The sequence below is a fragment of the Acidovorax delafieldii 2AN genome, assembly GCF_000175235.1.
Classification (GTDB): domain Bacteria; phylum Pseudomonadota; class Gammaproteobacteria; order Burkholderiales; family Burkholderiaceae_C; genus Acidovorax; species Acidovorax delafieldii_B.
In genome coordinates, this window is the sequence record NZ_ACQT01000080.1 from 1 (window position 1) to 15,753 (window position 15,753).

14 protein-coding genes and 1 pseudogene are annotated in these 15,753 nt (G+C 65.3%); 13 read left to right on the forward strand and 2 right to left on the reverse strand.

Annotated features, from left to right (window positions below):
* The 13 genes from ACDELDRAFT_RS11660 to ACDELDRAFT_RS11720 all read left to right on the forward strand — a co-directional run.
* The coding region (locus ACDELDRAFT_RS11660) for a sensor histidine kinase (protein WP_040328948.1) at positions 1 to 443 on the forward strand (443 nt) is incomplete at its 5' end.
* A 78-nt stretch (positions 444 to 521) separates the two neighbouring features.
* Positions 522 to 1,586 carry a class II fructose-bisphosphate aldolase gene (gene fba, locus ACDELDRAFT_RS11665; RefSeq protein ID WP_005796874.1) on the forward strand — a complete coding sequence of 355 codons (1,065 nt, stop codon included), beginning with the start codon at positions 522 to 524 and terminating at the stop codon, positions 1,584 to 1,586.
* A 194-nt stretch (positions 1,587 to 1,780) separates the two neighbouring features.
* A complete protein-coding gene (locus ACDELDRAFT_RS11670) occupies positions 1,781 to 2,896 on the forward strand; it encodes a Re/Si-specific NAD(P)(+) transhydrogenase subunit alpha (RefSeq protein WP_005796875.1) in 1,116 nt (371 codons plus the stop codon).
* 8 nt (positions 2,897 to 2,904) lie between these two features.
* The gene (locus tag ACDELDRAFT_RS11675) at positions 2,905 to 3,636 is read left to right on the forward strand and encodes a hypothetical protein (protein WP_040328951.1); all 732 of its coding nucleotides are present in this window, start codon (positions 2,905 to 2,907) and stop codon (positions 3,634 to 3,636) included.
* 11 nt (positions 3,637 to 3,647) lie between these two features.
* Complete coding sequence (locus ACDELDRAFT_RS11680) at positions 3,648 to 3,974, forward strand: NAD(P) transhydrogenase subunit alpha (protein ID WP_005796878.1); 327 nt, start codon at positions 3,648 to 3,650, stop codon at positions 3,972 to 3,974.
* On the forward strand, positions 3,971 to 5,398 hold the full coding sequence (locus ACDELDRAFT_RS11685) for an NAD(P)(+) transhydrogenase (Re/Si-specific) subunit beta (RefSeq protein WP_005796879.1): 1,428 nt from the start codon (positions 3,971 to 3,973) through the stop codon (positions 5,396 to 5,398). The genes ACDELDRAFT_RS11680 and ACDELDRAFT_RS11685 overlap by 4 nt, the downstream gene beginning before the upstream one ends.
* Before the next feature lie 135 nt (positions 5,399 to 5,533).
* Positions 5,534 to 7,213 (forward strand): long-chain-fatty-acid--CoA ligase, encoded by a 1,680-nt coding sequence (locus ACDELDRAFT_RS11690; RefSeq protein WP_005796880.1) that lies wholly within the window; start codon positions 5,534 to 5,536, stop codon positions 7,211 to 7,213.
* 168 nt (positions 7,214 to 7,381) lie between these two features.
* Positions 7,382 to 8,392, forward strand: a complete 1,011-nt coding sequence (locus tag ACDELDRAFT_RS11695; protein ID WP_005796882.1) for an ABC transporter permease subunit — start codon at positions 7,382 to 7,384, stop codon at positions 8,390 to 8,392.
* A 14-nt stretch (positions 8,393 to 8,406) separates the two neighbouring features.
* Complete coding sequence (locus tag ACDELDRAFT_RS11700) at positions 8,407 to 9,309, forward strand: ABC transporter permease subunit (RefSeq protein WP_005796884.1); 903 nt, start codon at positions 8,407 to 8,409, stop codon at positions 9,307 to 9,309.
* 8 nt (positions 9,310 to 9,317) lie between these two features.
* Positions 9,318 to 10,355, forward strand: a complete 1,038-nt coding sequence (locus tag ACDELDRAFT_RS11705) for an ABC transporter ATP-binding protein (protein WP_005796885.1) — start codon at positions 9,318 to 9,320, stop codon at positions 10,353 to 10,355.
* Complete coding sequence (locus ACDELDRAFT_RS11710) at positions 10,352 to 11,413, forward strand: peptide ABC transporter ATP-binding protein (RefSeq protein WP_005796887.1); 1,062 nt, start codon at positions 10,352 to 10,354, stop codon at positions 11,411 to 11,413. The genes ACDELDRAFT_RS11705 and ACDELDRAFT_RS11710 overlap by 4 nt, the downstream gene beginning before the upstream one ends.
* Positions 11,414 to 11,436: 23 nt before the next feature.
* The gene (locus ACDELDRAFT_RS11715) at positions 11,437 to 13,053 is read left to right on the forward strand and encodes an ABC transporter substrate-binding protein (RefSeq protein ID WP_005796888.1); all 1,617 of its coding nucleotides are present in this window, start codon (positions 11,437 to 11,439) and stop codon (positions 13,051 to 13,053) included.
* Positions 13,054 to 13,134: 81 nt separating this feature from the next.
* Positions 13,135 to 13,884 (forward strand): 5'-methylthioadenosine/adenosylhomocysteine nucleosidase, encoded by a 750-nt coding sequence (locus tag ACDELDRAFT_RS11720; RefSeq protein ID WP_005796890.1) that lies wholly within the window; start codon positions 13,135 to 13,137, stop codon positions 13,882 to 13,884.
* A 414-nt stretch (positions 13,885 to 14,298) separates the two neighbouring features.
* Here ACDELDRAFT_RS11720 and corA read toward each other — a convergent pair whose 3' ends face one another.
* Positions 14,299 to 15,288 carry a magnesium/cobalt transporter CorA gene (gene corA / locus ACDELDRAFT_RS11725; RefSeq protein WP_005796893.1) on the reverse strand — a complete coding sequence of 330 codons (990 nt, stop codon included), beginning with the start codon at positions 15,286 to 15,288 and terminating at the stop codon, positions 14,299 to 14,301.
* 249 nt (positions 15,289 to 15,537) lie between these two features.
* A pseudogene (locus ACDELDRAFT_RS11730) lies at positions 15,538 to 15,753 on the reverse strand (uracil-DNA glycosylase family protein); the annotation flags it as partial.

Genomic DNA, 15,753 nt, shown 5'->3' on the forward strand with positions numbered 1-15,753 from the left:
CTGTGGACCTGGCCGCCACCGCGCGCGCGGTGTGCGCCGACTATGCGCAAGCGGCATGGCAGCGCACCGGCGAGATCGCGGTGGACGCTCCCGAGCACCTGGCGCTGGCGGGGCATGCGGTGCTGTTGGACCTTGCGCTGCGCAATCTGGTCGAGAATGCCCTGCGGCACACCCCGCGCGGTACGCGGATTGCCGTTCAGCTCGGGCAGGCCGAAGGCGGGGCGGTGTGGCTACAGGTGTGCGATGACGGCCGGCGCATGCCCGCCGGTGCCAACCAGCCCCCGGAGGTACGCCCCGTGGACAGCCTGCATCTCGGGCACGAGATTGTGAAGCGCGTGGCCGAGATGCATGGCGGTACCTTCGGCCCGGCCGTGGCGCCGGCCCCCTTCACCACCTGCTACCGTCTGGATTTCCCCTCACCTGCCAGGGTGGCCGGCGGGTAAAATCCCGGTTACCAAGCGGTTACCGCCGCTGCGGCTGCCTGTCAGCGCCTCCATCAACCCTGAACGGACTTCACGACCATGCCCCTCGTATCGATGCGCGAACTGCTCGACCATGCTGCCACCAACGGTTATGGCATTCCGGCCTTCAACGTCAACAATCTGGAGCAGGTGCAGGCCGTGATGGCTGCCGCCGACGAGGTGGGCGCCCCGGTGATCCTGCAGGCCAGCGCCGGCGCACGCAAGTATGCGGGCGAGCCCTTCATCAAGCACCTGATCCAGGCTGCGGCCGAGATGTACCCCCACATCCCCCTGGTGATGCACCAGGACCACGGCACTTCGCCCAAGATCTGCCAGGGCGCGATCGACCTGGGCTTCGGCTCGGTCATGATGGACGGATCGCTGCGCGAAGATGGCAAGACGCCGGCGTCGTTCGACTACAACGTCGACGTGACCCGCCAGGTCGTCGAGATGGCGCACAAGGTGGGTGTGACCGTTGAAGGTGAACTCGGTTGCCTGGGTTCGCTGGAAACCGGTGAGGCGGGCGAGGAAGACGGCATCGGTGCCGTCGGCAAGCTCGACCACAGCCAGATGCTGACCGACCCTGAGGAAGCTGCACAGTTCGTCAAGGCCACGCAGCTCGACGCGCTGGCCATTGCCATCGGCACGAGCCATGGCGCCTACAAGTTCACCCGTCCGCCCACGGGCGATGTGCTGGCGATCTCGCGTGTCAAGGAGATCAACGCCCGCATCCCCAACACCCACCTGGTGATGCATGGCTCGTCGAGCGTGCCGCAGGACCTGCTGGCCATCATCAACCAGTACGGCGGCAAGATGAAGGAAACCTACGGGGTGCCCGTGGCGGAGATCCAGGAGGCGATCAAGTACGGCGTGCGCAAGATCAACATTGATACCGACATCCGTCTGGCCATGACGGGCGCCGTGCGCAAGTTCCTGGCCGAGAACCCCGAGAAATTCGATGCCCGCGAATGGCTCAAGCCCGCACGCGAGGCCGCGAAGGCCATCTGCAAGCAGCGCTACCTCGAATTCGGCTGCGAAGGCCAGGGCGCGAAGATCAAAGGCGTGAACCTGCAGGCGATGGCCGGACAGTACGCAGCGGGCACCTTGGCGCAGCTGGTGAACTGAGCCTTCATCCCCCCCGCTGGCCGCCCTGCGTGGCGGTTTTGCAAGCCGGTGCCTGTCACCGGCTTTTTTGTTTTTGGAGTGTCCTGGGCGGGGCATTGCGCCAGCCCTTGTGCCAACGTGACGGAAGCAGAGGTTTCTTCATGTAAGCTCGCGGTCAGTAAGTATTACCACTGACCCCCGAACGAGGAGACGACATGCTGATAGGTGTGCCTGCGGAGTCCATGGCAGGAGAGACCCGGGTGGCGGCAACCCCCGAGACGGTGAAGAAGCTCAAGGGGCTGGGCCATGTGCTGCGTGTGCAGTCCGGCGCTGGCGTGGCCGCAAGCGTTCCCGATGCCGCCTACGAAGCCGCAGGGGCCGAGGTGGTGGGGGCCGCCCAGGCCTGGGCATGTGACTTGGTGCTGAAGGTGCGTTGTCCTTCCGAGGCCGAGGTGCCGGCGTTGCGTTCGGGCAGCACCGTCGTGGGCATGCTCAACCCCTTCGATGCGGCGGGCCTGCAGCGACTGGCGGCGGCGGGCGTAACGGCCTTTGCCCTCGAGGCGGCGCCGCGCACCACGCGTGCCCAGAGCATGGATGTGTTGTCTTCGCAGGCCAACATTGCGGGCTACAAGGCGGTCATGATCGCGGCCGACCGCTACCAGCGGTTTTTCCCGATGCTCATGACCGCGGCCGGCACCGTCAAGGCTGCACGCGTGGTCGTTCTGGGCGTGGGGGTGGCGGGGTTGCAGGCGGTTGCCACGGCCAAGCGGCTGGGTGCCGTGATCGAGGCCTCCGACGTGCGGCCCAGCGTGAAGGAGCAGGTGGAGTCACTGGGCGCCCGGTTCATCGACGTGCCGTACGAAACCCAGGAAGAGAAGGACGCGGCCGAGGGGGTGGGTGGCTATGCGCGCCCCATGCCGCAAAGCTGGCTGGACCGCCAGAAGGCCGAGGTGGCCAAGCGCGTGGCCCAGGCTGACGTCGTCATCACTACCGCGCTCATCCCCGGCCGGCCAGCGCCGGTGCTGGTCACCGAAGACATGGTGCGCTCGATGAAGGCCGGCTCGGTGATCGTGGACATCGCGGCCCCCCAGGGGGGTAACTGCCCGCTCACGGAACCGGGCCGCACCGTCGAAAAGCATGGGGTGATCCTGGTGGGCGAAACCAATCTGCCCGCGCTGGTGGCGGCTGACGCGTCATCGCTGTATGCGCGCAATGTGCTCGACTTTCTCAAGCTCGTTGTCAACAAAGAGGGGACGCTGCACGTGGATCTGCAGGATGACATCGTGGCCGCCTGTCTGGTGGCCCATGAAGGAACGGTGAGGCGCGCGTGAATATGTGGATGGCATTGAAATCTCTGTCTGGTCGCCGGGTGAGCGGCATGGTGTTGGCGACATGTGCCTTCGCGGCGCTGGCGGCTTGCGCACCGCTGCAGCCCGGCACCACGGAATATCCTGTGGGGCGCGGGCGCCTGGTGTTGCCCCAGGGGGAGTGGGTGGCGCTCGACCGTTCTGAAGAAGCCCTGCCCTTGTTGCCCGAGCCCGGCGCCACGGTGCCCCTGCAAACGCGCGCCGTCGGGTTGCGCGGGGCCAACAAGGATTGGCTGGCCATACTGCTCGTGCAGACCAACAGCACCAACCATCCCCGGCCGACGACGCTGTGGACGGGCTCGTGCCCCGCGCAGCAGGGCCTGATGGTGGAGGACGCCACCGCGCACAGTGCCGTGCGCGTCGATTGCCTGCGTTTCAAGCGATTTGCGCAAAGCGGGGGCTGGCTCGACAAGAACCACCCCCTGCTGGCACAGTGGCTGGCCCGACAGGGCGCGGCGCCAGCGCAGCCCTATTCGCACCTGAACTACCGCTACGCCACCGAGGGCGGCGCCTACATCGAGATCAACGCAGTCGTTGACCAGCGCCTGTTACGGCCGCAGACGCGCAGCAACGAAGATTTCCTGCGCGCGGGGCGACCCGGGCAGGAATGGGCGCACCAACTGGCCGAGGCCGCGCGCCTGAGCACCTCGATGATGGACGGCTATCTGGCCGTTCCACCCTTCCCCATCGCTCTACCCAACTGAGGGCTTTCGTCATGGAATCGGTGTCTCCCACCCTGATCAACCTGATCATCTTCGTTCTGGCGATCTACGTGGGTTACCACGTGGTCTGGACCGTCACGCCAGCGCTGCACACGCCGCTCATGGCGGTGACCAACGCCATCTCGGCCATCGTCATCGTGGGGGCGATGCTGGCTGCGGCGCTTACCGAAACCACGCTGGGTCGCACGATGGGTGCGCTTGCCGTGGCACTGGCTGCGGTCAACGTGTTCGGCGGCTTCCTTGTCACGCGCCGCATGCTCGAGATGTTCCGGAAGAAAGACAGGAAAGCTCCCGCCAAGGCGCAAGGAGACCAAGCATGAGCATGAACCTTGTGACGCTGCTGTACCTCGTGGCCAGCGTCTGCTTCATCCAGGCTCTCAAGGGGCTCTCGCACCCCACCACCTCCATCCGCGGCAATGTCTTTGGCATGACGGGCATGGCGATTGCCGTTCTGACCACGGCGGCGCTCATCGTCGAGCTGGCAGGGGGCAAGGCCGAGGGCATGGTCTATGTGCTGGGCGGGCTGCTGGTGGGCGGCGCAGCCGGCGCCATCATGGCTCGGCGCGTGGAGATGACGAAGATGCCCGAACTGGTGGCCTTCATGCACAGCATGATCGGTCTGGCGGCCGTGTTCATCGCGATCGCCGCCGTGGCCGAGCCCTGGGCTTTCCAGATCGTGGCCAAGGGCCAGCCCATCCCTGCGGGCAATCGCCTTGAGTTGTTCCTGGGTGCGGCCATTGGTGCCATCACCTTCAGTGGTTCGGTGATCGCGTTTGGCAAGCTGTCGGGCAAGTACAAGTTCCGCCTGTTCCAGGGTGCGCCCGTGCAGTTCACCGGGCAGCACCTGCTCAACCTGGTGCTGGGTCTGGCCACCGTGGGCCTGGGCCTGGTGTTCATGTTCACTGAAAACTGGACGGCCTTCTTTGCCATGCTGGCGCTGTCGTTCGCGCTGGGCGTGCTCATCATCATTCCCATCGGCGGTGCGGACATGCCTGTCGTGGTGTCGATGCTCAACAGCTATTCGGGCTGGGCAGCCGCCGGCATCGGCTTCTCGCTCAACAACTCGATGCTGATCATCGCCGGATCGCTGGTGGGCAGCTCGGGGGCCATCCTGAGCTACATCATGTGCAAGGCCATGAACCGCTCGTTCTTCAACGTGATCCTGGGCGGTTTTGGCGGAGATGCAGGCGGTAGCGCCGCAGCGGGCGCGAAGGAGCAGCGCCCCGTGAAGGCCGGCAGTGCCGACGATGCGGCCTTTGTGCTGGGCAATGCCGAAACCGTGGTGATCGTGCCGGGCTATGGCCTGGCCGTGGCCCGCGCCCAGCATGCGGTGAAAGAGCTGGCCGAGAAGCTGGTGCACAAGGGCATCACGGTGAAATACGCCATCCACCCGGTGGCAGGCCGCATGCCCGGCCACATGAACGTGTTGCTGGCCGAGGCCGAAGTGCCCTACGACCAGGTGTTCGAGATGGAGGACATCAACGGCGAATTCGGCCAGGCCGACGTGGCGATCATCCTGGGCGCCAACGACGTGGTGAACCCCGCCGCGCACACCAAGGGCAGTCCGATCTATGGCATGCCCATCCTCGAGGCCTACAAGGCCAAGACGGTGATCGTCAACAAGCGCTCCATGGCCGCCGGCTATGCAGGCCTGGACAACGAACTATTCTACATGGACAAGACCATGATGGTCTTCGGCGACGCCAAGAAGGTGGTCGAGGACATCGGCAAGGCGATCGAATAGCACCCTTCGCCGCCAGGCGACACCGCGCGGCCACCGGCACGGACCGCGCCTAGGGAAACCACAAACCCGCAGAACCACCACCGGCAGGGACAATGCCGGGGTTCGATTGAAAAAGAGATAACTGGAGAGACACGCATGACTGACCGTCCCTGGCTGGCCGCCTATCCGCAAGGGGTTCCCGCCGACATCGACCCGTCACACTACCCATCGCTCGTCGCCCTCATGGACGAGGCCTTTACCCAATACGCCGACCGCATTGCCTACAGCTTCATGGGCAAGGACGTCACCTATGCACAGACCGACTCGCTGAGCAGCGCATTCGCCGCGTACCTGCAGGGCCTGGGCCTGGTCAAGGGTGATCGCGTGGCGATCATGATGCCCAACGTGCCGCAATACCCGGTAACGGTGGCGGCCGTGCTGCGCGCAGGCTTTGTGGTGGTCAACGTGAACCCGCTGTACACCCCCCGCGAACTGGAGCACCAGCTCAAGGATTCGGGCGCCAAGGCCATCGTGATCATCGAGAACTTCGCGTCCACGCTGGAGCACTGCATTGCCCACACCCCCATCAAGCATGTGGTGCTGTGCGCCATGGGCGACCAGCTGGGCCTGCTCAAGGGGACGCTCGTCAACTACGTGGTGCGCAACGTCAAGAAGCTCGTACCGGCCTACAACTTGCCGGGGGCCGTACGGTTCAACGATGCGGTGGCCCAAGGTGCGCGCGGCAGCTTCAAGAAGCCCGACATCAAGCCCGATGACATCGCGCTGCTGCAGTACACCGGCGGCACCACCGGCGTGAGCAAGGGCGCCGTGCTGCTGCACCGCAACGTGATCGCCAACGTGCTGCAATCCGAGGCCTGGAACGACCCGGTCATGAAGAAAGTGCCGGCGGGCGAGCAGCCCACCAGCATCTGCGCCCTGCCGCTGTACCACATCTTCGCGTTCACGGTGAACATGATGCTGAGCATGCGCACCGGGGGCAAGACCATTCTCATTCCCAACCCGCGCGACCTGCCGGCGGTGCTCAAGGAACTGTCCAAGCACACCTTTCATAGTTTCCCGGCCGTGAACACGCTGTTCAACGGCCTGGCCAATCACCCTGACTTCAACACCGTCAACTGGAAGAACCTCAAGGTCTCGGTGGGCGGCGGCATGGCGGTGCAGGGCGCGGTGGCCAAGCTCTGGCTCGAAAAAACGGGCTGCCCGATCTGTGAGGGCTATGGCCTGTCCGAAACCAGTCCTTCGGCCACGTGCAACCCGGTGACCGCCAAGGAGTTCACCGGCACGATCGGCGTGCCCTTGCCCAGCACGCATCTGAAGCTGCTGGACGACGAGGGCCGCGAAGTCACCACCCTGGGCCAGGCGGGCGAAATCGCCATCAAGGGGCCGCAGGTGATGGCGGGCTACTGGCAACGCCCCGACGAGACGGCCAAGGTCATGACCGAAGACGGCTATTTCAAGTCGGGCGACATCGGGGTGATGGACGAGCGTGGCTACTTCAAGATCGTGGACCGCAAGAAGGACATGGTGCTGGTCAGCGGCTTCAATGTCTATCCCAACGAGGTCGAGGAGGTCGTGGCCAACTGTCCCGGCGTTCTGGAATGCGCCGTGGTGGGCGTGCCCGACGAGAAATCGGGCGAGGCCGTCAAGCTGGTGATCGTCAAGAAGTCGCCCGACCTCACCGAGGCCGACGTGCGCGAGTTCTGCCGCCATGAACTCACTGGCTACAAGCAGCCCAAGGTGATCGAGTTCCGCACCGAGTTGCCCAAGACGCCGGTGGGCAAGATCCTGCGGCGCGAGTTGCGCGACAAAAAGTAACCGCGCACTCCCCGCGATACGGGCCCACAGCGGGCTTGGGCCCGTATTGGCGCGGCTTTGTGAGCCGCCGAGCTGTGGGCGGAGTCCCTGCGCAGCACATCCGCGCCGCCGCTGGTTTCAGAGCATTCCCTGATCTGGCGGGCCCGCTTTTTGCTGCATCATCCGCCGATGTTGCGATTTCTTCTCACGCGCCTCGGCCTGCTCATACCGACCTTCTTCGGCATGACGCTGCTGGCGTTCTTCCTGATCCGGCTGGTGCCCGGAGACCCCATTGAGACCATGGCGGGTGAGCGGGGCATCGACGCCGCGCGGCATGCAGCCCTGCGCGCCGAATACGGCTTCGACAAGCCCGTGCTGACGCAGTACGGCATCTACATCGGCCGCGTCCTCCAGGGAGATCTGGGCAAATCGATCATCACCCAGGCTCCGGTTATCGAGGAGTTCCAGGCCCTGTTTCCGGCGACGGTGGAACTGGCGCTGTGCGCCATTGCCTTTGCACTGCTGCTGGGCATCCCGGCGGGCATCATCGCCGCCGTCAAGCGCAACTCCTGGTTCGACCACGGCGTGATGACGGTGTCGCTCACCGGCTATTCGATGCCGATCTTCTGGTGGGGCCTCCTGCTCATCATGGGGTTCTCGGTCTACCTGGGCATCACGCCCGTGTCGGGGCGGCTGGACGTGATGCACTATGTTGAGCCCGTCACGGGCTTCCTGCTGGTGGATGCGCTGCGCGCGGGCGAGACCGACGCCTTTTTCTCGGCGCTGAAGCATCTCGTACTGCCGGCGATCGTGTTGGGAACCAATCCGCTGGCCGTGGTGGCTCGCATGACGCGCTCGGCCATGCTCGAGGTGCTGGGCGAGGACTACATCCGCACGGCGCGCGCCAAGGGGCTTTCCAGCTTGCGGGTGGTGGCGTTGCATGCCTTGCGCAATGCCCTGATTCCCGTGGTGACGGTCATCGGTCTGCAGGTCGGCGTGCTCTTCACCGGAGCCATCCTTACCGAAACCATCTTTTCGTGGCCCGGCGTGGGCAAATGGCTGATCGAGGCCATCAACCGGCGCGACTACCCCGTTCTGCAGGGCGGCATGCTGCTGCTGGGTGGGGTGGTGATGCTGGTCAACCTGCTGGTCGACCTGACCTACGGCATCATCAACCCGCGCATTCGCGCCGGTCATTGAGGGCATCGATTTCCATGGCTTCATCGTCTGTCATCCAGGGCGCAGGCGCACCCGTGCCGCCCGGGCCCCTGCGGGAGTTCTGGCGCGCCTTCGTGGCCAACAAGGGGGCGGTGTTCGGCCTGCTTGTGGTGGGGGCTCTGCTGTTGGTGGCACTGTTTGCGCCGCTGATCGCACCGCATGCACCCGACCAGACCAACAGTGCGGCCTTCCTCAAACCGCCTGCGTGGCAGAGCGGGGGCTCTGCCACCTACCTGCTGGGCACCGACGCCATCGGGCGCGACATCCTGTCGCGGCTGATCCACGGTACGCGGCTGTCGCTGTCGATCGGCGTGGCGGTGGTCGTGCTCGCCCTGGCGGCGGGCATCGCCCTGGGGCTGATCGCGGGGTTCTTCCGGGGGGTGGTCGAAGTGGCCATCATGCGCCTGATGGACATCGTCCTCACGCTGCCGAGCCTGCTGCTCGCCATCGTGATCGTCGCCATCCTGGGGCCGGGCCTGGTCAACGCCATGCTGGCGGTGGCCATCGTGGTGCTGCCGCACTACGTGCGCATCACCCGGGCGGCGGTGATCAGCGAGGTGTCCAAGGACTATGTGACGGCGGCGCGCATCAGCGGCGCTGGAACGCTGCGCCTCATGTTCAGCGAGGTGCTGCCCAACTGCGCGGCGCCCCTCATCGTGCAGGCCTCGCTCGGCGTTTCCACGGCCATTCTGGATGCAGCCGCGCTGGGCTTTCTGGGTCTGGGGGCGCAGCCACCATCGCCCGAGTGGGGCACCATGCTGGCCGATGCGCGGGAGTTCGTCATGCGCGCCTGGTGGGTGGTGACCCTGCCGGGGCTGATGATCGTGGTGGCAGTGCTGGCTTTCAACTTGCTTGGCGATGGGCTGCGCGATGCACTCGATCCCAAGCTCAAACGGTGAACAACGCGATGGCATTGCTTGAAATCGAAGACCTCCACGTCGAGTTCCCCACCCAGGGCGCCGTCATGCATGCCGTGGATGGCGTCAACCTGCGGCTGGAAGAGGGCGAGGTGCTGGGCATCGTGGGCGAATCAGGCTCTGGCAAGAGCGTCACCATGATGGCCCTCATGGGGTTGATCGGCTTTCCGGGCCGGGTGCGGGCCGGGCGCCTGCGCTTTGCGGGCCACGATCTGCCGGGTCTTTCGGACCGCCAGCGGCGCGGCCTGGTGGGCAAGGACATGGCCATGATCTTCCAGGACCCCACCACCAGCCTGAATCCGTGCTTCACCATCGGCTTCCAGATCATCGAGGTGCTGCGTCTGCATCTGAAGCTGGACAAGGCCGAGGCCCGCCGGCAGGCCATCGCGCTGCTTGAGCAGGTGGGTATTCCAGCCGCCGCCTCGCGCCTGAATGATTTTCCGCACCAGATGTCCGGGGGCATGAACCAGCGCGTGATGATCGCCATGGCGATTGCCTGCAACCCGCGCCTGCTCATTGCCGACGAGCCCACCACCGCGCTCGACGTGACCATCCAGGCCCAGATACTCGATCTGCTGCGTACCCTGCAGAAGGAGCGCGGCATGGCCTTGGTGCTGATCACGCACAACATGGGCGTGGTGCAGGAGATGGCGCAGCGCGTGGCCGTGATGTATGCCGGCCAGGTGGTGGAGCAAAGCGCTGTGGAGCACCTGTTTGCCGCGCCCCGCCATCCCTACACCGAGGCCCTGCTGGCGGCCATGCCGGAGCAGGTGCGCTCAGACGGGCGGCTGGCCACCATTCCCGGGGTGGTGCCGGGCGTGTACGACCGCCCATCGGGTTGCCTGTTCACGCCGCGCTGCGCGTACGCCACGGCGCGCTGCCAGGCGCAGCGGCCTGAACTGCGCCCCGTCGGCGAGGCCGGATCCACGGCCCTGGCGCGCTGCCACTACCCCCTGGGCGATGCCGGCCGGCAAGCACGGATGGCAGCGGACGGCCCTCTGGGCGTTGCCCGCGAGGTGGCGGCATGAGCGTCCAACCCTTTGGTACACCGCCCCCTGACGGCAATGCCGTGGTGCAAGCCCGTGACCTGCGCCAGGTCTATGCCATTCGCCGTGGCTGGATGCGCCCGCCGGCACAGCTGCAGGCCGTGGGCGGCGTTTCGTTCGAGGTGCGCGCGGGCCGAACGCTGGCCGTGGTGGGCGAGTCGGGCTGCGGCAAATCGACGCTGGCGCGCATGGTGTCTCTCATCGAGACGCCCACCGCGGGCCAGCTGCTCCTCGATGGCGCCGATGTCACACACGCCACCGAGAGCGATCGGCGCAAGCTGCGCCAGACCGTACAGCTCGTCTTCCAGAACCCCTATGCCTCGCTGAACCCGCGCAAGAAGATCAGCGCGGCCCTCGAAGACCCGCTGGCCATCAACACATCCCTTTCGAAGGCCGAGCGTGCCGAGCAGGCGCGTGCCATGCTCGCGCGCGTGGGCCTGCGGCCCGAATACGCCAACCGCTATCCGCACATGTTCTCGGGCGGCCAGCGCCAGCGCATTGCCATCGCCCGCGCGCTCATGCTCAACCCCCGTCTGGTGGTGGCGGACGAGCCGGTATCTGCGCTCGATGTGTCGATCCAGGCACAGGTGCTGAACCTGCTGGCCGACCTGCAGGCCCAGCTGGGCCTGGCCTACCTTTTCATCTCGCACGACCTGGCGGTGGTGCGCCACATTGCGCACGAGGTGCTGGTGATGTACCTGGGCCACGCGGTGGAGCAGGGGCCCAAGGACAAGATCTTCGCGCGGCCGCTGCACCCCTACACGCAGGCGCTGCTGGCCTCCACGCCCGGGCTGCAGGCGGGAAGCGGGCTGCGGCGCGAACGCATCGTGCTCAAGGGCGAACTGCCTTCGCCGCTGACCCCCCCGCCGGGCTGCGTGTTCTCCACGCGCTGCGTCCACGCCACCGACCGCTGCCGCGCCGAACGCCCGTTGCAGCGTCTGCTGGACGAACGCCAGGTGGCCTGCCACCACGCGGAAAATTTTCTGGAGCCGGCCACGAGTCCGGCCCCACCTGGCGCGCTGCCGATCCCGGTGGCCTGATTTCAACCTGAAGGAGTCCTGTGATGAGAAATATCCCATCGCGCAAGCGATTTGCCCTGGCCGCCCTGGCCCTGCCAGTGTTGATGGCCGCCGGTGCGGTGTCGGCCAAGACCCTGGTCTTCTGTTCGGAAGGCAGCCCGGAAAACTTCTACCCGGGCGTGAACACCACGGGCACTTCCTTCGACGGCAACGAGCCCATCTACAACCGCCTCGTGGAATTCGAGCGCGGTGGCACCAAGGTGGTGCCCGGCCTGGCCGAGCGGTGGGAAATTTCCGCAGATGGCAAGGAGTACACCTTCCACCTGCGCAAGGGCGTGAAGTGGCACACCACTAGCAAGAGCTTCAAGCCTACGCGCGACTTCAACGCCGACGACGTGCTGTTCGCCTTCGAGCGCCAGTGGAAGGAAGACAACCCCTTCTTCAAGGTCACGAGCCCCAACCACTCGTACTTCAACGACATGGGCATGCCCAAGCTGCTGGTCTCGGTGGTGAAGGTGAACGACCTCACCGTCAAGATCACGCTCAACAAGCCAGAGGCGCCTTTCCTGGCCAACCTGGCCATGCCCTATGCCGCCGTGCAGTCCAAGGAATACGCCGACGCCATGCTCAAGGCCGGCACCCCCGAGAAGATCGACCAGGACCCCATCGGCACCGGCCCCTTCTATCTGGTGCAGTACCAGAAGGACGCCGTCATCCGCTACAAGGCCTTCCCTGCCTATTGGGGCGGCAAGGCCAAGATCGACGACCTGGTGTACTCCATCACGCCCGATGCCTCGGTGCGCTGGGCCAAGCTGCAAAAGGGTGAGTGCCATGTGATGCCCTACCCGAACCCGGCCGACCTCGACGCCATCCGCAAGGATCCGAACGTGCAGCTTCTTGAGCAGCCCGGCCTGAACGTGGGGTACATGGCCTACAACACCAAGAAGAAGCCGTTTGACGACGTGCGCGTGCGCAGGGCCGTCAACATGGCCATCGACAAGAAGGCCATCATCGAAGGCGTGTATCTGTCGACCGGCGTGGCGGCCAAGAACCCGATTCCGCCCACGATGTGGTCGTACAACGATGCCGTCAAGGACGACCCCTACGACCCCGCAGCCGCCAAGAAGCTGCTGGCCGAAGCCGGCTACCCCAACGGCTTCACCACCGACCTGTGGGCCATGCCCGTGCAGCGCCCCTACAACCCCAACGCCAAGCGCATTGCCGAGCTGATGCAGGCCGACCTGGCCAAGATCGGCGTCAAGGCCGAGATCAAGTCGTTTGAATGGGGCGAGTACCGCAAGCGCCTGCAGGAAGGCGAGCACCAGATGGGCATGCTGGGCTGGACGGGCGACAATGGCGACCCCGACAACTTCCTCTACACCCTGCTGGGCTGTGCGTCGGCACAGTCGAACAGCGGCAGCAACATCGCCAAGTTTTGCTACCAGCCCTATGAAGACCTCGTGGTCAAGGCCAAAACCGTGACCAGCCAGGCCGAACGCACCGAGCTGTACAAGAAGGCCCAGGTGATCTTCAAGGAGCAGGCGCCGTGGTTCACCATTGCGCATGCCGTGCAGCTCAAGCCGGTGCGCAAGGAAGTGGTGGACTTCAAGCTCAGCCCTTTCAGTCGCCACAACTTCTACGGCGTGGACATCAAGAACTGAGTTTCCAGGGCCGCCTTGCGCGGTCGCCCAACCCTGGCGCCCCTGGGCCCAGGGTTTTTTTTATGCAGAAAGAATGTGGCCATGACCACCGCCATCCTCAGCGCGCTCCTTGAAGAACAGTCCGGCCTTGTCGCCATGTTGCAGTACCCGCAGCGCAGGGTGCATGCGGGGCGGGTGTTCTGGACGGGTTCGCTGCACGGGCGCAGCGTGGTGCTGGCGCTCTCGGGCATCGGCAAGGTCGCGGCCGCCACCACGGCCACGGCCCTGATCGAGCGGTTTGGCGTGGCCCGCATCGTGTTCACGGGCGTGGCCGGGGGCGTGGGCGAGGGCGTGCGGGTCGGCGACGTGGTGGTGGCGCAGGACTACGTGCAACATGACATGGATGCTTCGCCGCTTTTTCCGCGCTGGGAGCTGCCCGGTTATGCACGGGCGCGCCTGGCCTGCGACGCGGCTCTTTCTGCTCTGCTTTTGGAAGCTGCTCACGCTTGTGTGGCAAGCGCGCAGGGGCAATTTGACCTCAAAACCGCCAACGCCACCCTTCAGGTGCACCACGGCCTGATGGCCAGCGGCGACCGCTTCGTGTCGGCCGCGCACGAGTCCGACCGGCTGCGCACGGCGCTGCGCGAAGCCGGCCACGAGGTGCTGGCGGTGGAGATGGAAGGTGCCGCCGTGGCGCAGGTGTGCATGGACTACGGCGTGCCGTTTGCTGCGGTGCGCACCATCTCCGACCGCGCCGACGACACTGCGCACGGTGACTTCGCGCTGTTCGTGCAGACCGTGGCCAGCCGCTATGCCGACCACATGGTGCAGTCGTTTCTGGAAAAACTGTAAAGCAGGCGGCACGCTGCAGGCTTCAATTAGGAAGCAGGAAGCAGGAAGCAGGAAGCAGGAAGCGGTGGCGGTGGCGGTGGCGGTGGGTGCCACCGGTGTACAGGGAGCCGTTGGCGCTTGCGCATCCCGTTCCCCTGCTGGGCCAATGCTTCGGCCGCCCGCAGCCGTCCGTTCCAGTGAACTGCAAGCACCCCGCAGCTCGCACGCGGTTCCTGTGGCGCGTGGCGACTTTGTGCCCACCCCGTTGGGCACGTCTGTGAAAACTATCAAAAAAATAGCGGTAAACGTCCGTTGGACAAGCGCGTGCGGTTGTTTTGGTGCATTTTTATCTCGGCACCTGCTGTCTAATGCACCGGACCACCGCTATGCCGAATGGATGGCGCCTCGGCCCGAAAAGCACGCAGCGCCAGCGTGCTATTTCAGCCAGCCACGCTTGCGGAAGTACCACATGGGCCCGAGGGCGCTGGCCAGCATGAGGCCGAGCACGTACGGGTAGGCGCCGGTGCCCAGGAACTCCAGCTCGGGAAACTTCAGGTTCATGCCGTACACGCTCGCAATCAGCGTGGGCGGCAGCAGCGCCACGCTGGCCACCGAGAAGATCTTGATGATCTTGTTCTGGTTGATGTTGATGAAACCGACCGTGGCGTCCATCAGGAAGTTGATCTTGTCGAACAGGAAGGCCGTGTGGTTGTCCAGTGATTCGATGTCGCGCAGGATCTGGCGCGCTTCCTCGAACTGCTCGGCGTTGAGCATCTTGGAGCGCATCATGAAACTCACCGCGCGGCGCGTGTCCATCACGTTGCGGCGGATGCGCCCGTTCAAGTCTTCCTGGCGCGCGATGGCGGCCAGCACTTCGCCGGCGCGGGTGTCGGTCACGTCGCCTGCCAGCACCTGCTTGCTCACCTTCTCCAGCTCGTCGTAGATGTTTTCGAGCGTGTCGGCCGAATACTCGGCATCGGCGTCGAACAGCTTGAGCAGCACTTCCTTGGCATCCTCGATCAGCCCGGGCGCGCGGCGTGCGCGCATGCGCAGCAGCCGGAACACGGGCACGTCTTCGTCGTGGATGGAGAACAGCACGCCCCGGCTTTTCAGGTTGGCGTTGTGCTGGTTCAGAATGAACGCCACGCGCACCGAGCGCGGGTCGTCGTCGTCGTCGATCAGAAAGTCGCTGCGGATGTGCAGCTCGCCGTTGTCTTCTTCGTAGAAACGGGCGGATTCCTCGATGTCCTCGTCCATCGCGTCTTCGGGGATGGACAGGCCGTAGTGCTGCTTGATCCAGCGTTTTTCTTCGAGGGTGGGCGCTTCGAGGTCCACCCAGATGGGCTGGAACTTCGTCAGCTCTTCCAGTGATTCGATTTCTTCCTGGAACAGCCGGCCATTGGCAAGCGTGAAGATGTTGAGCATGGGCTCACTCCCTTGTTATGAGGCGTCTGCAGTGGGGGCATGGGGTGCTTTCAACCCCGCGGCAGGCCGGGAGCTGAAAGCTACCAACTCGGGTAGGTTTCCAAGGAGCTGTCTCCGTCAAAAATTCAAGCTGCGGATTATGGCATCGGCCGCGTGGCATGGGTGTGACGGCAGCGCAGGCGAAAGCCGCCCAAGGGCAGGCCGGAGCAGGCAGCGAGGGCCTGGGATGCTGACCCGGCGGTGCTGCCGTCAGGTGCCGGCGTTCGCCGCCACCAGGGCCAGCGCCCGGCACAGATCGGCCCAGGCAGAGGGCTTGGTGTCTTGCGAACGCAGCAAGAATGCGGGGTCGTAGGTCACGATGGCCGGGCAGCCGGCCATCTGGTGCAGGTCGGCCCGCAGCCGGCCCAGGGGCTCGGTGCGCCCGAGCGCCGCCCTGGCGGCCACATGGCCCAGTACCAGCACCAT

Bases quoted from the DNA above. Each gene is read 5' to 3' on its own strand.
- fba (WP_005796874.1), top strand. From the start codon at position 522: ATGCCCCTCGTATCGATGCGCGAACTGCTCGACCATGCTGCCACCAAC.
- ACDELDRAFT_RS11670 (WP_005796875.1), top strand. From the start codon at position 1,781: ATGCTGATAGGTGTGCCTGCGGAGTCCATGGCAGGAGAGACCCGGGTG.
- ACDELDRAFT_RS11675 (WP_040328951.1), top strand. From the start codon at position 2,905: ATGGCATTGAAATCTCTGTCTGGTCGCCGGGTGAGCGGCATGGTGTTG.
- ACDELDRAFT_RS11680 (WP_005796878.1), top strand. From the start codon at position 3,648: ATGGAATCGGTGTCTCCCACCCTGATCAACCTGATCATCTTCGTTCTG.
- ACDELDRAFT_RS11685 (WP_005796879.1), top strand. From the start codon at position 3,971: ATGAGCATGAACCTTGTGACGCTGCTGTACCTCGTGGCCAGCGTCTGC.
- ACDELDRAFT_RS11690 (WP_005796880.1), top strand. From the start codon at position 5,534: ATGACTGACCGTCCCTGGCTGGCCGCCTATCCGCAAGGGGTTCCCGCC.
- ACDELDRAFT_RS11695 (WP_005796882.1), top strand. From the start codon at position 7,382: ATGTTGCGATTTCTTCTCACGCGCCTCGGCCTGCTCATACCGACCTTC.
- ACDELDRAFT_RS11700 (WP_005796884.1), top strand. From the start codon at position 8,407: ATGGCTTCATCGTCTGTCATCCAGGGCGCAGGCGCACCCGTGCCGCCC.
- ACDELDRAFT_RS11705 (WP_005796885.1), top strand. From the start codon at position 9,318: ATGGCATTGCTTGAAATCGAAGACCTCCACGTCGAGTTCCCCACCCAG.
- ACDELDRAFT_RS11710 (WP_005796887.1), top strand. From the start codon at position 10,352: ATGAGCGTCCAACCCTTTGGTACACCGCCCCCTGACGGCAATGCCGTG.
- ACDELDRAFT_RS11715 (WP_005796888.1), top strand. From the start codon at position 11,437: ATGAGAAATATCCCATCGCGCAAGCGATTTGCCCTGGCCGCCCTGGCC.
- ACDELDRAFT_RS11720 (WP_005796890.1), top strand. From the start codon at position 13,135: ATGACCACCGCCATCCTCAGCGCGCTCCTTGAAGAACAGTCCGGCCTT.
- corA (WP_005796893.1), bottom strand. From the start codon at position 15,288: ATGCTCAACATCTTCACGCTTGCCAATGGCCGGCTGTTCCAGGAAGAA.